Genomic DNA, 15,999 nt, shown 5'->3' with positions numbered 1-15,999 from the left:
GGTTATCCTCAGAATAGAATTATTATGGCAGATCAAGAGAATACTTCTTTAGTAGCAAAAGATACTCAAAAAGGATTGGATTATCTTGACTCACAGTTAAAACTAGGAAATCCAATTGTGGTAGGACTTGACGATAATTTAAGAAAGAGCACATATAATACACATAAAGCTACAGAACATTTTTTTGTAATTGTTGGAAAAGGTTGTGAGAAAGGCCAAGTTTATTATCGTTTTTTTGATGTAGGATCTAAAGCATTAGACGAGGGAACAGCTGAAAAAAATAAATTATATTTATTAGAGAACAAATTATTATCAGGAAAGAGCTTTGGAGGGATGCATGATTATACTGTTACAGAAATAAGAAGAAATTATTAAATTATACAAAATGAAATTAAAAGTTATATTCAACATAATATTATTATCTATTATAATTTCATGCAAGGATAAAATCGATAATAAAAGCATTGGGAATGAAAGTGAAATTATAAAAGAATATTCTAAAATCGATGTTGAGGGGCACACATTTTTTAAAGTTACTGAAACTGATTCTGGGAAAATATTATTTAAACCTTGCGGAGCAAATTTTGAAAAATATGTAATGTTTGGTGATAGTATTTTTCATCATTTAGGTCAGGAACATTTTATGTTTAAAATTACTTCCAAAGAAATTTCAGAAAATCAAATTATTTATAAATTAATTTATAAATATAATCTTGAAGTTCCAGATACTGCAGATAGTCTTATAAAAATAATTCCATTAGATAAAAATCAAAAATATTGGAAAATAAATAATGATATATTCATAGATAGTATTTTTTCTAATACTATTCCAATACATAAAGAACTGCCATGTGATGAAGTTTGTTATGATTGTCCAATTATTGATAATTTAAAAGGGAATAAAAAAATTACAGGTACTTGGAAAGTTAATTGTGAAAATGGAAATGCTAGTATTAAAATTGAAGAAGGTAGTGCATTTTTAGAGATTATGTTTAATCAAATTTATATTGACATGATTGAAATTAAAGGCAATAATTCTGAGAAAGAAATAAGATACAAACTTAAAGAGAAACCAGAAGATTTGGGGAGTTTTGCAACAAAAATGGATTGGGAAAATTTTGTTAATGATAAACCAATCGCTACCATTAAAGAGATAAATGAAAAAACAATATATTTTTATTGGTATGGGTTTTATAATAGTAAAACAAAAAAGAGAGAATTTACCGAATGTGAGTTTCAACAAGAAATTAATGAAAAAAATGAAGGCAATATCGTTTTAGTAAAATGTAAATCCGACCAATGAATAGGTTTATTTTTTAATCAATCATAGTAATTGAATAGGAATGGATTACAATCCACGCTATCGGGTCAGTAAAATTTACAATTATGAAATACATTAAATACATTTTTTTATTAATTATTTTATCCTCTTGCAAAAAGGATAAAATGAATTCTGTATCAAGTTTGTCTAAAGCTAATATTAAAGCGATAAATAGCAAATTGATTAATTCAAGTTATTCACAGATCCCAATAAATTGTGATGATGAACAATTTTCTCCCACGAATTGTGGGAATAATGAAAAGAATTTATTTTATAAGTTTTCAGTTATTAATAATAAATCAGTTATTGAGTTTAAATATAAAAACAAAACTTTTAATCATTCACTCACTGAATCCATCTCAGAGTTAGGTATTAATAGTTTTCTCTTTGAAAATGAGTCAAAAATGATTTTAATTATAGATTCTTTTTTAGAATATGGACATACTTTTTATGTTTATCAATTAGATATAGATAGTATAAAATATATTGGTAGTAAAAGTTTTGATGTGAAACTTGATAAAAATGAAATAGAATTAAAATACAATTTCAATTTATCAGAAACAAATAATAAGTTAATATTAAAACTAGGTAGTGGATACGATGATATAAATTTCATTATAAGTAATTCCATCATATTGTCTATAAAAGACAATATTTTACCAGATGTAGATTCAAAAACCGAAAATAGAACCTTGTTCAAAAAATTTATTTTTAAGTTTTCAATATCAAAAATTGTAAATGAAGACGGAAATGAAACAAAAAAGATTAGGATAAACCTCAAAAATAAGGAAACAGATAAAGTTCAGCAAATAGATTTTGTCCCCGGGTCATTAATGACAGAGTTTGATGTAAGCTCATCAAGTACTGTCTCATATTTTGATATGGAAAAATCGATTATAAATAGTTATCAGGAAATAGAAGGGGGTAATATGCTAATAGCTTTAGATGTAAACTTTGATGGATTAGAAGATTTTGCAATAATAAATTATCAAGGAAGTAATGGAGGTCCACAATATGCTTATTATGTTCAAACAACAAATCAACAATTTGTATTAGATTCATATTTGACTGATATAGTGAGGTTTTGTCCCTCCGAAATCAATAAAAATAAAAAGACATTGACAATTACACATCCCTCAGGATGTTGTCAAATACAGACATATAAGTTTCAGATTCAACGTAATGGGGAATGGAAAGAAATCTATTCAAACTTAGAAGATATTAAATAAGATAAGAATAAGGCTTTTGAATATGATTCTAATAATTTGCATAATCTAATTTTTTTAAGATTAAACTTGTTTAATTTAAAAAATTAACCCAATAAATCTTTAAATAAAATATTTAATGTAGATATCAACACAGGTAATTTTAATAAAAGAGTATAAATGAAATTTAAATTAGTAATCCCTTTTTTAGCACTTGTTTTTAGTAAAAATGTAAGCGCACAAAACATATCTGTACAAGTATTATCAGCAGTCGAAAAAGATAAAGTGATTAGTAATGCAGAAGTAATGATTCAGAGAAATGGCGAATCATCAGCAAAGAGCTTGACAAACAATCAAGGGAGAACCACAATTAATAGTGGATTTCCGGATGATTCAAACACATTATTAATTATCAAAAAAGACAACTATTCGAGTTTGGTGGTAAAATGTCCATGCAACGATATGACGTATGCGTTGAGTCCGTATATGAAAAATTTAGACGGAATGAGAATCGTATTGAACTGGGGTAAAAATCCGTACGATTTAGATTCGCATTTAACTTTTCCGGGGAATCACATCTTTTTTCAGCATCAAATAGGATCTTCCTCTAATCTGGATGTAGATGATACTGATAGTTACGGACCGGAAACGATAACAATTGAAAACAAAAGATTTGGAGAAACCTATCATTATTTTGTTCACGATTTCAGCAATAAGGATGATCTCAACTCAACTCAACTATCAGCGAGTGATGCAAAAGTCTTTGTATACGTAGGACAATCGTTAGTAAAGACGTATTACATTCCTAAAAATAAGACGGGTAACGTTTGGAATTTATTCAAAATAAATGAAAATGGAGAAATCATAGATATCAATACGGTTATTTCGAAGACTACAAAAGATATTGGGATCAATGACGGTGATAATGATGTTGAAGAACAAGTATACGTTTCAAATGAAGATAAGAAGAGAGCACTGCAGTTAAACAGAAAAGGCGATCAGGCCTATCAAAATAAAGATGTTGATGCAGCTTTAGAATTTTACAAGCAAGCGATAGAATACTATCCAACATTTGGTCAGGCATACGGAAATTTAGGTCTTATGTATATCAAAAAAGGGTATAAGGCAGAAGCGATTTATGCAAACAGGAAAGCGATAACATATGCATCGGGCAATTCAATAAACACTACAAAAGCCAGTGCTTATTACAATATTGCTAAAATTTTTGAAAACGAAAATGATTTTGAAGAAGCGTTAAACCACTACAAACTCGCTAAAGAATTAAAAGAAAATACGGTTTATGATAACGCCATTATCAGAGTTAAAGGTAAAATGCAATAAAGCTTTGTTAAAAGAAATACATAAAAGATATGATAGAAAAATTAAATCATTTTCCCGTAAACTGGATTGACGGGATGAAAATAAACAAAAGCCATTTCTTATCTATGCAGAACAATGTTTCTGAATTGGTAAATGATGCAATAGGAATTCATACCACACCCATGAGTTATGGATTACTAGATTCAGGAAATCAAAATAAGGAGGCTACAAAAATTACACTCGGAATCGATAATCACAAATTATTGCGCGTACGGGTAGAAGAATGTCATGCGATTACTCCAAACGGATCCAGAATTGAAATCAGCAGGAGCAGTACAGACACATTAGACCTTCAGGTTCCATATCCGGAAGATACTTATGAAATTAAGGATGGAGAACAATTAGTATTGCTGGCATGTATATCGGTTAATTCTAAAAAAAGAATTCCGTTTGGAGAGCCCGATCCTGAGGAAGTTCCGCCAAGATATCCATACACGCAACCCGAATATAAACTTCATCTGATTAAAGCAGAGGAGTTTCGTTCCGGAATAGGCTACGGAGGTTTTTATCTGGCTATCGGTAAAGTTTTAATTGGGGATAACACAATTCTTGACGAAAACTATATTCCGCCATCAGTAACTGTTTCCTGTCATCCAAAACTGGTTGATATGCACGCACAGATCGCACGTACATTTGGTCAGATAGAAATTTATTCGGTTCAGATTTCTCAAAAAATTAACCGTATTCAACAATCTGGAGTTTTGCCTCAGACTGTAATTCAGTTAACAGATACGACGAGTTACTATTTAGGAAGTTGTCTTACACAGTTTCGTTGGTTCGCTTTGCATCAGCATCCTGCAGCAATGCTGACTACTGTAGTTTCATTTGCAAGGGTCATCAAAAACTTTATTGATTCAAAATCGGGAGCGGGTAAAGAGGAGCTGCTGAACTATTTCGCTGAATGGTGCGATATATCACAAGGAGAGTTAGAAATACTTTTTACATCTCTTATTAACTCAGGATACGATCATGTGCATATTGATAAAACAGCAACATTGGTCATGAATTTCCTTGTTAAGATTGAAAAATTATACGAAACCCTAAACAAACTGGATTACATAGGTAAGAAGAAAGAAAATATTGAATTGTTTGTTGCCGAAACAGATCAGAAAGATATTGTTCATACTTCTAAACGACACAGTTTCTTTATAAAAGATTAAAAAATAATTACGAATAATAAATATGGAAGTATTAAATAAACAAGAACGTCAAAAAGCATTTATAGCTTTTTTAATAGCCTTTATCCTCACTTTTTCAGTGATGTTAATTGCAGTATCCTTTAATTTTTATATGCCAAAAGCAGAAAATAAATTGCTTAAGGCAGAAAACGAAATGATGAAAAGGGAATACGATTATCAAACCAATTTTTCGGTAAAAATTGACAGTATCAGAATGACAATTGATTCGATCAATTCACCAAAAGTAGATAACGATTTTCAGCAGCGTTTGGCGAATGTTATGATTGCCAATATGTATCAGAAAATTCCAAAAGATACTACAGACAATAAAAAGCTGTATAACAATATCATTCTCGCATACAAGAATATTATCGATTATAAAAAGCAGATCAGAAGCCTTACGCATAATTCACACCTTATAGACAGTTTGAATCAATCAGCAAAAACATATAAAGAGGAGCTGGAAAAAGTAAGCAGGGATCTGGATGTCTGCCGTCAGATTTATCAAAATCAATAAATAGAATTTAGAGTAAAAAAGAATTAATAGAATAATCACTAAAAATTAAAAATTATGTTATCAAATTATGGAATTGGAGGTAATGAAGTTAAATTAGATGCTGATGAAGCAATCATTGCGATCCCTCAAAACAGAACACTTGTTGCTCAGAAATTAACAGTTGATGCACCTATTAAACCAGAATTGGTTGAAGGAATTACAAGTATCGAAAAAGCATTTGAACACTTTAAACCACAAGTAAAGGTGAATTTTGAAACTGCTGAAGGAGCAACAAAAGTGGAAGCCTTAAATTTTAAAAACCTGGGAGATTTTGGAATAAAAGGAATTACATCACAAAGTAACTTTTTATCTGAACTGGAAACAGAAAAAGACCAGTATCAAAAAATCATCCGTCAGTTAAAATCTAACAAAATCCTGAAAGCGGCTTTAGAAGACGGAGAAGCAAAAAAAGCTTTATTAGAAAGTCTTGGAACGCTTATCAATGAATTAAAACAAAATAAATAAAATTTTAAAATACGAAGAGATGTCAAATAAAGAAGCATATAAAAATAACGACGGCGATACTGCAGTATTAGAACCTAGAGTAATTGCCGGAGCAGGTTCAATTGAAAAAAATGTTGAAAAACTGGCTAAGTACGGCGGTTTTGATTTATTGGAAATGTCAATTGAAGGAATTCAGAATCTTAATCCTGAGAGAAAAGCAAGAAGAAAAATCTTCCTTGGAGAAGTAAACAAAGCAAAAGAAAGAGAAACACTTTTAAAGACTTTAGAATTATGGTCTTCAGTTTTAAGCAACAATGAAGCTTTGACTGATATGGTGGCACAAAGTGAAGACAAAAGCAAAGAGTCTGAAGCATTGTTGAAAAAGAATCTTGCGAAAGCAGTTGAAGATACAAGAGAAATCGAGGCAGCTTACAGAACAGTTGCATTGTTCTTCAAGAACACTGAAACCGATAAAGTAAAAAATGTAACGATTGTAAATGCTGATTTAGAGCAATTAAAAGATCTTGATAACACACGTTTTATCGATGCAATTCATTCAGAACTGGTTGACAATTACGATCGTTTAGACCTTAAAAACAACTACGGTATTTTGGTAATTCCAGGCTATTTAGGTTCAAATAAAGTAATCGAAAAATGGGCAAAAATTGCACATGAAAATAAAGTAATGCTGGTTACCGATTTCGAACACCTTGACGAACCGGATGATGTAATGGAAATGTTTGATGCGGCTTCTTTAACAGGTGGAGATGTGTACCGTTCTAATGTAATTATGACTTGTAACTGGTTAGTAGGACGTGGCAGATTTGACCAGATTGGTGAAAATGAAGACTTACACATAGCTCCTTCTGCAGCACTTGCCGGAAAAATTTACAAAACGTTGATGTCTCAGGTTACAGCTGGTAAAAAATTCGGTGGAATCAATGAAGTTGACGGAGTAAAATTTGATCTTAAGAAAAGTGAAATTGCGAACCTTGAAAACTTAGGACTGGTTCCTATGGTAAACGAGTACGGAAAAGTAATGGCTTTCTCTGCCAAAACATTATTCAGCGGTGATAATTTAGGATTACAGACCTATTCAGTTGTTCGTGTTTTTGATTATGTGACCAAAGTATTAATGGATTTCCTTAATCGTCGTGCTTTCGAAAACTTTACAGCAAAAACGCGTAAAGAAATCATGAATCAGATTGTAGCTTTCCTTGACGGAATCACAGGTCCTGATAAATTGATTGAAAATTTTGAAATCCGCAGATTCGAGCAGGATCCAATTCAGAAAGACAGAATTTATATGGATATCCATATGAAACCTTATTTCCCGGCAAAAAACTTCCTGATCAAAATGGATGGACACAAAGGAGATGACGGAACTGAATGGGATACTGATTACGAGCAAAAATAATAGTAATAGCTCTATAAAAAGGAAACATATTTTATGTTTCCTTTTTAAACAAAACATTGATCTTTTGAATGGTCAAACCAAATAATTCAAATTTATGAACCTACTTAAAATTTTCCTTGCAATCATTGTATTGTTAACAGCTTCAAATTCGGTTAAAGCTCAAAAAATACCTGTACTAAGTGAAATAAACTGCCCTGTTTCGCAAAATGATTTGTTGCTTTCGGGGAAACTTTTTGCAAGTGCACCTCCAATTTTGTTGAGAGTTTTTAATGAAGATTCTGAATACGCGGTATTGCAGCTTGGGAAAAGAAAAGGTAGTTTGTATCTATACTTTAAAATATTTACAGATAATGTTTGTGTAAAGCAGGAACAACCATTAGAACTTTATTTCAAAAATGGAGATATGTATATTTTAAAGAATTCATTTTCAGTAAATTGTGACGGTACAGCTGTTATGGAACTCACAGGTGCAGATATAAAAAAGCTTAATGCTAACACCATTAATTCGATAAAATTTTACACGCTTAAAAGAGATTATGAATTTAGTCCGAGTGCTGTCGATAATGAGAATTTCAAACATTATCTCAATTGTTTGAAAGTATATAAGATTAGAAAAAAGAGTTAGCTTAAAATTTCAGATAGTTTATAGATAAGCTTTCTTTTTTATAAAATTAAAATTCATCACCTAAATAGCTAAAATATGCCATTTCCAGAATTAAATCTTTCATTAGGACTTACAGACAATAAAGGTTCTGTTTTTTATGCCGGCAGCGGAGAAGGGGATGTGGTTGTCAGAACAGATTCAGCTTTAAAGAAGCATACGATCAGTATCATAATTTCAGAGCAGGAAGTGGGAACAGTAAATCTCAAAACATTTTTTGAAAGCTCTGAAATTCCTGTAGAAATTGAAGTTCCAACATATCAAATGATTGTAACCGATGATAAAACCAATGAAAAAGAAATATATAAAGTTACACGTGATACATTTTTTTATAAAGAAAAAACCACAAAAAAAGGAATTTGGAGTTTTTTTGGACTGAAATTTTTAGCTCCAAAGAATTTTCTTTTGAAAATATCCCTTTTGAACCTTTAAAAGAAGAAATAGAAGTGTTTGATATTTCGAAATTCAGAAAATTAAATGACGAAGAACTCTGGTATACTTTTCAAAAAGAGAATCAAAATATTCAGCTTTTTGCAGGAGATATCAATACACTCAAAATTGAAAAAGGAACAAGTTATTTTATTGTTGTTGACGAAAATAAAGGCAAACGTTTTATTGGTGATATTTTGTACCGGGAGAAATTTTTGAAACTTACACCAAAAGTAACACTTAGTATTATTAAGAGGAAAAAAGTTTCTAAAGCTATAGAAACAGGATATAATGGAAAAACAGACAGGGTAATTTATATTTAATTGAGGAAGATATGAAAGGAGCTTTTTATAAACTGCCGATAGATTTTAATGCCATCATTCAGAAAAAAGAATTAGAAAAAACATCCATTGAACATTCTATTGCCCAACAAATAATTTTGCTGGCTACAACTACATTTGGCGAATGTAAATTTGATGAAACTTTTGGATCTAAAATATGGGAGATCGATTTTGATTTACTTATGAATGAAAATACGCTTAAAGAAATAATATCGAAAACCATGAAACAATCTTTGCTTTTACATGAGGGCAGGATTAAACTTAATGATCTCAGGGTAGAATTGTCAGAAGAAACTTTTTTTGTAGATGATATGAGCAGGGCAAAGAAGAAGGTTGACATTATAATAGATGCCACAATAAAAAGTACCAATAGAATTTTCGATTTTAAGGGATACTTTTTTGTAGGCCCATTATCTTATAAATAAAAAAGTAAATAAAATAGTGTTAATTTATTTTTAATTGTAAGAATTATTTTTATATTTGCCCTATGAATAAATAAATTAATAATTAAAAAAATTTTATTATGTCGTTTTTAACATCGTTGTCAGTAGCCGGAAAGGATTACAAAGTATTGAATGTGAGTTATGATTTAGCTCAGGAAACAGATGCTTCAGGGCGTCCATCCACAGTAACTCGTGGAGGAAGAATTATGCTTGAAGTAGAATCTACAGGAAGTACTGAATTGTTTGAGTGGATGACCAATAATTTCGAAAGAAAAGATGGTTCTGTAAAGTTCATCAAACGTGATTCGAATGCTACTTTAAAAGAGCTAAAGTTTACAGAGGCTTACATGGTTAAGTACAAAGAAAACTTTGATCATAACAGTGATACTCCTTTAACGGAGACTTTTATGATTTCAGCACGCAAAATTTCGATGGGCGGAGGGGAATTTGATAATGCTTGGGTATAATCCTTTGGACTTTATCAAACTTTTTTAAGCTTGAAACTATTAAAGGGAGTCCTGCTATGGGACTTCCTTTTTTGTTTAATCAGCACTAAATCTATTTCAAATCTTTTAATAACCTAACAAATCTACAAATGAGTTTTTTATCTAAATTAAATATAGACGGAGAAGAATATAATGTCCTTGAATTTAATGTAAGTTTCAGACAGGAAATTGATAATACAAGTAAACCTACAGGAAATGCGAAAGGCGGAATTATTAAAATGATAATTGAGGCCACTCAAAACAGTAATTTTCTATCCTGGATGTTAAACGGTGATTTAACAAAAGATGGTAAAATCATTTTTTACAGAAGAGATGCTATGAGCAAAATGAAAGAGCTTACGTTTACGAAAGCATTTTGTATTGGTTATGACGAACAATTTACGAGTACTACCGAAGTGCCTATGAAAATTACTATAGAATTAGTGGCTAAAGAATTGACTTTTGGCGATGCGAAATTTTCTAACAACTGGATTGCCTTAAGCTAATTGTAAAGAACCAATAAATAATAGTATTATGGGACATTTTTCAGAACAGGTTCATATCAGCATAGGGAGTTTTACCCAAAACGTCGTTTATCATAATTTAGAACTGTCACAAAAGATGGCCGATCACCATCATTTTTCTTTTGTATGGCAATACACAGGCAAGGCGATCATCAATCCGGCAGATCAGGCAAAGGCATTGCGAACGTATCTTGGAGATGAAGTTATCTTTACCTTTAAAAGCCTTACCGGAATCAGGTTGATGAGCAAAGGAATCATTACAGAACTTTCTTCTATAGATCTTCATGGCAGCGCCGAAGGATTGCATGTAAAAGGTATCAGCCATACTATTGTTCTGGATGACATGAAAAAATCGAGAACCTACCAGCAAAGAAGTATGAATGATATCGTGCTGGATATTTTAGCCGAAGGTCCTGGAGAGTTTTATGAAAGAGATGCTATAAAATCTACCTATCTTCAGGAGTTCAAATACATGGCCCAGTATAATGAAACCAATTTTGATTTCTTAAAACGATTGGCCAGACGTTACGGACAATGGTTTTATTTTGACGGAATGCGAATGCAGTTTGGACAGACCAAAACCAGTAAAATAAAACTCATCAACGGGTCTTCGCTGCATGGTTTTAAAATCCAGACCAATATGGCTTCCCATAAAATTTCTTTGGGAGGGTATGATTACAATGGAGCATCCAATATTCGTAATTCGGCAGCAAGAACATCCTCAGGAAGTAAAGACAGTTTCTCTGCCGTTGTAGGACACAATCAGGGAACCGTTACCCAAAACGATTTGAATAATGGAGCTTACACGACCAATGCCCAAAGCAGTGAAGAAATCGAAGAAATGGTCAGACTGCAAACAGCAGGCAGCGACGCCAATAGTGTGTATTACAGCGGAACCTCTTATTTTCCGTTAGGACTTGGACAGGTTTTCAGCATCATAAACCAGACTGTAGAGCATGAACTGATTGTGACAGAAGTAACACATATTTCTCAGGTCCATGGAAATTATTCCTGTAATTTCAAAGCCATTCCGGCAGACGTTGCAGCCCCTCATTATACAGAGGTAAATGTATTTGCAAAAGCAGAAACACAGCCTGCCAAAGTAAAAGACAACAATGATCCGGAAGGATTAGGGCGTGTAAAAGTACAGTTCAACTGGGCAGGCGGAAACAATTCAAGCGAGTGGCTAAGAATGATACAGCCACATTCAGGCTCAGGAAAAGGATTTTACTTTATTCCGGAAATCGATGAAGAGGTTTTGGTAGGTTTTGAAGGAAGTAATGCACAGAATCCGTATGTTTTAGGGACTCAATACAATGGAAGTGCTACCAGCGGTTATGCAGACGGTCAGAATAATGTTAAGGCGATTCACACGCGTTCAGGAATCAAATTTATTTTGAACGACGGTGATGGAAGTATTTTAATTGATGATCCGAGTGGTAATACATGGAAAATGGATGGTCAGGGAAATATTGATGTAAATGCGCCAAAAACTTTTTCTGTGAATGCTTCTGATATTAATTTGTCAGCAAGTAAAAATATTAGTGTGAACGCTGGAATGAATATTTCTGAAAGTGCAGGCGGTGACAAAACTACTACTGTCGGCTTGATGCATACCTTATCAATTGGAGTGGATTATATGGTTAATGTGAAAGGACAATTATTTGAAATTGTTACAGGCGAAAGAAAGTCTCAGGCAAAGAAGGCTGTAAATAATCACGAAAGCCACGAAATGAATGTTGAAAAAGATAAAAATATTCATTCAGAAGGAGAGTTCAAAATTAATTCAACTGAAAAATCTAACATGTTTTAATTATGACAATCTACAGATCATCAGGAAAGAACACAGAAATTTACGAGGAATATGAATTGTACACCAGAGAATATACGGAAAATGTAGGTGGTAAATCTACTTTCACAGCTAAGGGAGGTACAGCTTTTGGTGATGAACCAGAAACTGCAAAACCTTTGGAAATAACAAATCTATATGTAAAAGTAAGATTAAATGACAATTACAATGGAGAATTCGGTTTTGACTGGGTCGATGTAAATCCAGAAACAAAAGAGATAGAGAAAATGCAGGATGTTCCTTTCTCTGAGGTGGAATATTTTTATAAAAAAGACCCTGCCAACCCTTTGGGAGGAGATATAGTAGAAAAAAGTACGGATGAAATTGGAGCAAAACACGCAATACAGGATCATTATAAATTTAATCCTATTAGTAAACATGTTGATATACCGTATGTTTTAATTAAACCGGGACAAAGTATAACGTTAAGTGCTGAAATAATGCTTTGGCAAGCTGAAATAACAGATGATGTTATTGCTATTACGGGAGACGAATTTTATGAATTTGAAATCGTTGGTGGAGAAAAAGAAGGCAAAACAGCTAAGAAAAAGTTGACCGAAGCAGGAAAGCTTGATTTAAAAATAACATGCTTAAAAGCTGGGTCTGAAAAGACGTATGATTTCAATCACAGTAATTCAACGACAGGTTCTCATGCCGTAGGTGGACTAACAATGATGGAAAATAAAGTATTGACTTTAAAATTTAGAGTTATTGCTTTAGTTTCTGCTGATGGTACTCCAAATGAAAAAGCTAAAGCTTTATTTCAAAAATTTAAGGATAACGATATCAAGAAATATTTAAACGAAAAATCTCTTAATCAGGCAGGTTATGAAATAGAAATAGAAAATCAGTTAATGTTTGATCAGCTTGATAGTACAGATCTTGATGATTATTTCTATGCATTTGATAAGGAGGAATGGGGAAAGAAGGAATTGTTTAAAGAAAACCATGTTAAGACTAGAAAAAAATTACAAATTTCATATACTAAAGATGGAAAAGAAGTTAGAACTGAAACAGAAATACAAGAGATTAAAGATGTAATAAGCGAAGATACGATTGATTATACAACAATTAATTTATATAAGGAAAAGCTAAAATCGAAATCACAAATCTATAATAAAGCATTAATTGTTTTAGCAGATTATGAATGTGAAAAAGATAAAGTAGGTGCATTCAGTAGAACTTTCCCACTTGATCATAATGCCCTGTTTGTTTATTCATCGAATAAAGATGGTGGAACTTATGCTCATGAAATTGCGCATATGCTTGGATTAACTCACACATTTATAAGAGAGAAAAACAAAAAGAGTTTCTAGATAGAAAAGATTATATCGAAAAGTATAAAAAAGAGACTATCGACGCATGTATTGAAAAAATTAAAAATGAGTATCAAAACAATATTGATAAAGTATCAAAAAAGTTGAAATCATTATTAGCAAGATCATATTCAACTAGTCAATTTACAGAGTTTCAAATAAGAAAAGGTACTTTGATTAAATGTATTGATAATTCAAATTTATATTATGAGGCTAGGATAAAAGATTATAATAGTAGAATTAATGACAAAACTTTGTATTCTTCATATTCTTGGGGTGGTAAAGTTGTTTCTAAAGATATATATATAGAAAACTGCAAAACAGAAAAAAAGAAATACGGATTATAAAAAATATAACTTAGAAGCTAAAATTAAATTGCAGGAAATTGTAAATGAAAAAATATTTAATTTTAAAGAAAAGTTTAACTTAATTCAAGAAGACTGTTTAAAATTATATGAAGAAGTATTAAAATATAGTTTAGAAATTGAATATTTGCAATTGATATCAAATTATATTTATTTTAAGGAAAATAGCACTAAAAATACAATGGATTATACTGAGCCGATTTATAATAATGGAAATTGGGAAGTTCAATGTTTTAAGTTTTTACATCATCAAATTAAAATAATGCGTAATGATTACGAAAATAACAAATAGTATTTTTATTATAATTGCTTCGGTAATATTGTTTGGATGCAAAACTAAATATGATACAAAAGAATCTGTAAAAGTTTCAGCAGTCGATGTTAAAATTCAAAATTCAGATAGTTTAAGACAAATTATTTTTAAAGGTATAAGTGCTGAAATAAGTATTGAGAGAGTTATTTACAATTTTTTTGATCAAAAGAATTATTATGTAAAATTTGTAATAAAAAATATTAGTAATAAAAAAATCGGGGTTGATTTAACAAATTCAATAAAACAATTCTATCCAAATCATTATTGTTTTTATTGTTCTAATAGCGAGGGGGTTAAAGAAGGTCGTACTATTCAATCAAATAATGATTATGACCAATTAAAAAATGATTTCAAGAATGGCAGGCTTACTATAATAAATGCGAAAGAGGAATTTCATTATTATAGAAATATTTGCAATTATGATGATGAAAAAATAAATTTTGATAAGATAAAAAGACCAGAGGATTTTTTCAGAATCCGTCTAGATGGACAACTAGTTGTTACAAATGGTAATGAAGTAGAAGAATACAGATTAGATGATAAAACTGTAGATAAAAGACTGGTAATATTTACTATTCCAATTCTAAATAAAGAAATACCCAACACTGAAAAACAATTTGTATATAAGGTTTTAGATGTAAGGCCTCAACCAGATTAAGTTTGTCAGGGAAGAGACTTTTCTTTATATGTTTATTTTTTTAAGTTTAATTTAAATGGAAATAAAAAAAACACCATTTTTTCTTGTTTTAACTTCCGTGATATGTATATCATGCACAACTGTCAATTTTCCAAAACATCCTCAGTGGCTTTGTAGTAAGAAATATGCTTGTTTAAAGTATCCTAGATTTGAAGAACCAATTAAAAGTGAATTTATTGGATTTTATGATAGTTCCATAAATGATAAAGTGTATGAAGATTTTCCCTTATGAAGATACAACTTTTGCTAATGTAGAATACAGAAATTCCATTAGAGAAGGAAAAATTATTAATGGTTTCAAAGAAGGTCTTTGGCAATCGGCAATTGTTAAATATGATACTATTACAAAAACGAAAGAAGTAGAAAGATTATTTACAAAGGAATATTTAAGCATGGCTTAAGAGATAGCATTTTCAGACAGTATGACAATAAAGGTAATATTATTTATTCTACTTATTTCAAAATGGGAACAGGTCTCTGGAAAGAAGTTCATAGCAATGGAACAATTTATTTTGAAATAGAAACTAAAGATGGATATTTCACAGATACTTTGAAATTATATAATGATAAAGGCAGGTTAATTGAAAAATGATTTTATATAAAAGATTCTCTTGTAGATACTAAAAACTTAATTATGGATGAAAATACAATGGAAAACAAAAATTGATTATTCATATCATAAAAAAGATAATGGAATCATGATAGTATCATTAGAAAATTGAATGGGCATATAAGTTTGGTCTTTGGTAAAGACACTAGTTGTTTGGAAATAAATAACGAATGCCAAGTTTTAGATGGTATTACAATTATTTATTCCAGGAGACGATAATCCTTCTTTTGTTCCTTATATTTATGCAGAAGGAGAATTTTCAGAAGGAAAATATAATGGAGTTTGGAAATTTTATGATGAAAACAGTAAAGTAATTAAAATTGAAAACTGGAGTAATGGTATTTTAATTAAGACTAAAAATTAATTTAAAACATAGGAGAGAACCTTTAATGATATAGAAGCTGCAGAAGTCAAGGAAAAAAGAGATTAAAGCAACTCAAAAAAAAGATACTATTGAGCATTTTG

The 15,999-nt window shown here is 30.9% G+C and carries 22 protein-coding genes; all 22 read left to right on the top strand.

Annotation, left to right across the window (positions count from 1 at the left end; translation table 11 throughout):
* Window positions 1-24: 24 nt before the first annotated feature.
* The 22 genes from P5P89_RS01910 (at window position 25) to P5P89_RS01805 (ending at window position 15,898) form a co-directional block, all read left to right on the top strand.
* Window positions 25-375, top strand: coding sequence for a hypothetical protein (locus P5P89_RS01910; RefSeq protein WP_278010497.1), 351 nt, complete (start codon window positions 25-27; stop codon window positions 373-375).
* 10 nt (window positions 376-385) lie between these two features.
* Window positions 386-1,303 (top strand): hypothetical protein, encoded by a 918-nt coding sequence (locus P5P89_RS01905; protein WP_278010496.1) that lies wholly within the window; start codon window positions 386-388, stop codon window positions 1,301-1,303.
* Window positions 1,304-1,386: 83 nt separating this feature from the next.
* A complete protein-coding gene (locus tag P5P89_RS01900) occupies window positions 1,387-2,550 on the top strand; it encodes an XAC2610-related protein (RefSeq protein ID WP_278010495.1) in 1,164 nt (387 codons plus the stop codon).
* A 156-nt stretch (window positions 2,551-2,706) separates the two neighbouring features.
* A complete protein-coding gene (locus P5P89_RS01895) occupies window positions 2,707-3,867 on the top strand; it encodes a tetratricopeptide repeat protein (RefSeq protein WP_278010494.1) in 1,161 nt (386 codons plus the stop codon).
* Window positions 3,868-3,896: 29 nt separating this feature from the next.
* The gene (locus tag P5P89_RS01890; protein WP_278010493.1) at window positions 3,897-5,066 is read left to right on the top strand and encodes a hypothetical protein; all 1,170 of its coding nucleotides are present in this window, start codon (window positions 3,897-3,899) and stop codon (window positions 5,064-5,066) included.
* Window positions 5,067-5,088: 22 nt separating this feature from the next.
* Window positions 5,089-5,601 carry a type VI secretion system TssO gene (gene tssO, locus P5P89_RS01885; RefSeq protein WP_031457441.1) on the top strand — a complete coding sequence of 171 codons (513 nt, stop codon included), beginning with the start codon at window positions 5,089-5,091 and terminating at the stop codon, window positions 5,599-5,601.
* Between the two features lie 54 nt (window positions 5,602-5,655).
* Complete coding sequence (locus P5P89_RS01880; RefSeq protein ID WP_278010492.1) at window positions 5,656-6,105, top strand: hypothetical protein; 450 nt, start codon at window positions 5,656-5,658, stop codon at window positions 6,103-6,105.
* A gap of 19 nt (window positions 6,106-6,124) precedes the next feature.
* Complete coding sequence (locus tag P5P89_RS01875) at window positions 6,125-7,501, top strand: DUF5458 family protein (RefSeq protein ID WP_278010491.1); 1,377 nt, start codon at window positions 6,125-6,127, stop codon at window positions 7,499-7,501.
* Window positions 7,502-7,595: 94 nt separating this feature from the next.
* Window positions 7,596-8,126 carry a hypothetical protein gene (locus tag P5P89_RS01870; RefSeq protein ID WP_278010490.1) on the top strand — a complete coding sequence of 177 codons (531 nt, stop codon included), beginning with the start codon at window positions 7,596-7,598 and terminating at the stop codon, window positions 8,124-8,126.
* Window positions 8,127-8,201: 75 nt separating this feature from the next.
* Complete coding sequence (locus P5P89_RS01865; protein WP_278010489.1) at window positions 8,202-8,594, top strand: type 2 periplasmic-binding domain-containing protein; 393 nt, start codon at window positions 8,202-8,204, stop codon at window positions 8,592-8,594.
* A 14-nt stretch (window positions 8,595-8,608) separates the two neighbouring features.
* A complete protein-coding gene (locus P5P89_RS01860) occupies window positions 8,609-8,914 on the top strand; it encodes a hypothetical protein (RefSeq protein WP_278010488.1) in 306 nt (101 codons plus the stop codon).
* A gap of 11 nt (window positions 8,915-8,925) precedes the next feature.
* On the top strand, window positions 8,926-9,357 hold the full coding sequence (locus P5P89_RS01855) for a GPW/gp25 family protein (RefSeq protein ID WP_278010487.1): 432 nt from the start codon (window positions 8,926-8,928) through the stop codon (window positions 9,355-9,357).
* A gap of 98 nt (window positions 9,358-9,455) precedes the next feature.
* Window positions 9,456-9,842, top strand: a complete 387-nt coding sequence (tssD, locus tag P5P89_RS01850) for a type VI secretion system tube protein TssD (protein WP_110345063.1) — start codon at window positions 9,456-9,458, stop codon at window positions 9,840-9,842.
* A gap of 128 nt (window positions 9,843-9,970) precedes the next feature.
* Entirely contained in the window at window positions 9,971-10,366 is a 396-nt protein-coding gene (tssD, locus tag P5P89_RS01845) for a type VI secretion system tube protein TssD (RefSeq protein ID WP_223682522.1), read from the top strand.
* A 28-nt stretch (window positions 10,367-10,394) separates the two neighbouring features.
* A complete protein-coding gene (locus P5P89_RS01840; RefSeq protein ID WP_278010486.1) occupies window positions 10,395-12,197 on the top strand; it encodes a type VI secretion system Vgr family protein in 1,803 nt (600 codons plus the stop codon).
* Between the two features lie 2 nt (window positions 12,198-12,199).
* Complete coding sequence (locus P5P89_RS01835) at window positions 12,200-13,549, top strand: hypothetical protein (RefSeq protein ID WP_278010485.1); 1,350 nt, start codon at window positions 12,200-12,202, stop codon at window positions 13,547-13,549.
* A 104-nt stretch (window positions 13,550-13,653) separates the two neighbouring features.
* The gene (locus tag P5P89_RS01830; RefSeq protein WP_278010484.1) at window positions 13,654-13,896 is read left to right on the top strand and encodes a hypothetical protein; all 243 of its coding nucleotides are present in this window, start codon (window positions 13,654-13,656) and stop codon (window positions 13,894-13,896) included.
* Between the two features lie 28 nt (window positions 13,897-13,924).
* Complete coding sequence (locus P5P89_RS01825) at window positions 13,925-14,206, top strand: hypothetical protein (protein WP_278010483.1); 282 nt, start codon at window positions 13,925-13,927, stop codon at window positions 14,204-14,206.
* Window positions 14,184-14,885 (top strand): hypothetical protein, encoded by a 702-nt coding sequence (locus P5P89_RS01820; RefSeq protein WP_278010482.1) that lies wholly within the window; start codon window positions 14,184-14,186, stop codon window positions 14,883-14,885. Before P5P89_RS01825 ends, P5P89_RS01820 begins: the two co-directional genes overlap by 23 nt.
* Before the next feature lie 251 nt (window positions 14,886-15,136).
* Window positions 15,137-15,325 (top strand): hypothetical protein, encoded by a 189-nt coding sequence (locus tag P5P89_RS01815; RefSeq protein ID WP_278010481.1) that lies wholly within the window; start codon window positions 15,137-15,139, stop codon window positions 15,323-15,325.
* A 62-nt stretch (window positions 15,326-15,387) separates the two neighbouring features.
* Complete coding sequence (locus tag P5P89_RS01810) at window positions 15,388-15,516, top strand: hypothetical protein (protein WP_278010480.1); 129 nt, start codon at window positions 15,388-15,390, stop codon at window positions 15,514-15,516.
* A gap of 202 nt (window positions 15,517-15,718) precedes the next feature.
* Entirely contained in the window at window positions 15,719-15,898 is a 180-nt protein-coding gene (locus P5P89_RS01805; RefSeq protein ID WP_278010479.1) for a toxin-antitoxin system YwqK family antitoxin, read from the top strand.
* Window positions 15,899-15,999 lie beyond the last annotated feature (101 nt).

Source organism: Flavobacterium gyeonganense, assembly GCF_029625295.1.
GTDB lineage: Bacteria > Bacteroidota > Bacteroidia > Flavobacteriales > Flavobacteriaceae > Flavobacterium > Flavobacterium gyeonganense.
This window is presented reverse-complemented; position numbering and strand designations above follow the sequence as displayed.

Coding starts and splice junctions, on each gene's coding strand:
- P5P89_RS01910 (WP_278010497.1), top strand. CDS start 25: ATGGCAGATCAAGAGAATACTTCTTTAGTAGCAAAAGATACTCAAAAA.
- P5P89_RS01905 (WP_278010496.1), top strand. CDS start 386: ATGAAATTAAAAGTTATATTCAACATAATATTATTATCTATTATAATT.
- P5P89_RS01900 (WP_278010495.1), top strand. CDS start 1,387: ATGAAATACATTAAATACATTTTTTTATTAATTATTTTATCCTCTTGC.
- P5P89_RS01895 (WP_278010494.1), top strand. CDS start 2,707: ATGAAATTTAAATTAGTAATCCCTTTTTTAGCACTTGTTTTTAGTAAA.
- P5P89_RS01890 (WP_278010493.1), top strand. CDS start 3,897: ATGATAGAAAAATTAAATCATTTTCCCGTAAACTGGATTGACGGGATG.
- tssO (WP_031457441.1), top strand. CDS start 5,089: ATGGAAGTATTAAATAAACAAGAACGTCAAAAAGCATTTATAGCTTTT.
- P5P89_RS01880 (WP_278010492.1), top strand. CDS start 5,656: ATGTTATCAAATTATGGAATTGGAGGTAATGAAGTTAAATTAGATGCT.
- P5P89_RS01875 (WP_278010491.1), top strand. CDS start 6,125: ATGTCAAATAAAGAAGCATATAAAAATAACGACGGCGATACTGCAGTA.
- P5P89_RS01870 (WP_278010490.1), top strand. CDS start 7,596: ATGAACCTACTTAAAATTTTCCTTGCAATCATTGTATTGTTAACAGCT.
- P5P89_RS01865 (WP_278010489.1), top strand. CDS start 8,202: ATGCCATTTCCAGAATTAAATCTTTCATTAGGACTTACAGACAATAAA.
- P5P89_RS01855 (WP_278010487.1), top strand. CDS start 8,926: ATGAAAGGAGCTTTTTATAAACTGCCGATAGATTTTAATGCCATCATT.
- tssD (WP_110345063.1), top strand. CDS start 9,456: ATGTCGTTTTTAACATCGTTGTCAGTAGCCGGAAAGGATTACAAAGTA.
- tssD (WP_223682522.1), top strand. CDS start 9,971: ATGAGTTTTTTATCTAAATTAAATATAGACGGAGAAGAATATAATGTC.
- P5P89_RS01840 (WP_278010486.1), top strand. CDS start 10,395: ATGGGACATTTTTCAGAACAGGTTCATATCAGCATAGGGAGTTTTACC.
- P5P89_RS01835 (WP_278010485.1), top strand. CDS start 12,200: ATGACAATCTACAGATCATCAGGAAAGAACACAGAAATTTACGAGGAA.
- P5P89_RS01820 (WP_278010482.1), top strand. CDS start 14,184: ATGATTACGAAAATAACAAATAGTATTTTTATTATAATTGCTTCGGTA.
- P5P89_RS01815 (WP_278010481.1), top strand. CDS start 15,137: ATGAAGATTTTCCCTTATGAAGATACAACTTTTGCTAATGTAGAATAC.
- P5P89_RS01810 (WP_278010480.1), top strand. CDS start 15,388: ATGGGAACAGGTCTCTGGAAAGAAGTTCATAGCAATGGAACAATTTAT.
- P5P89_RS01805 (WP_278010479.1), top strand. CDS start 15,719: ATGGTATTACAATTATTTATTCCAGGAGACGATAATCCTTCTTTTGTT.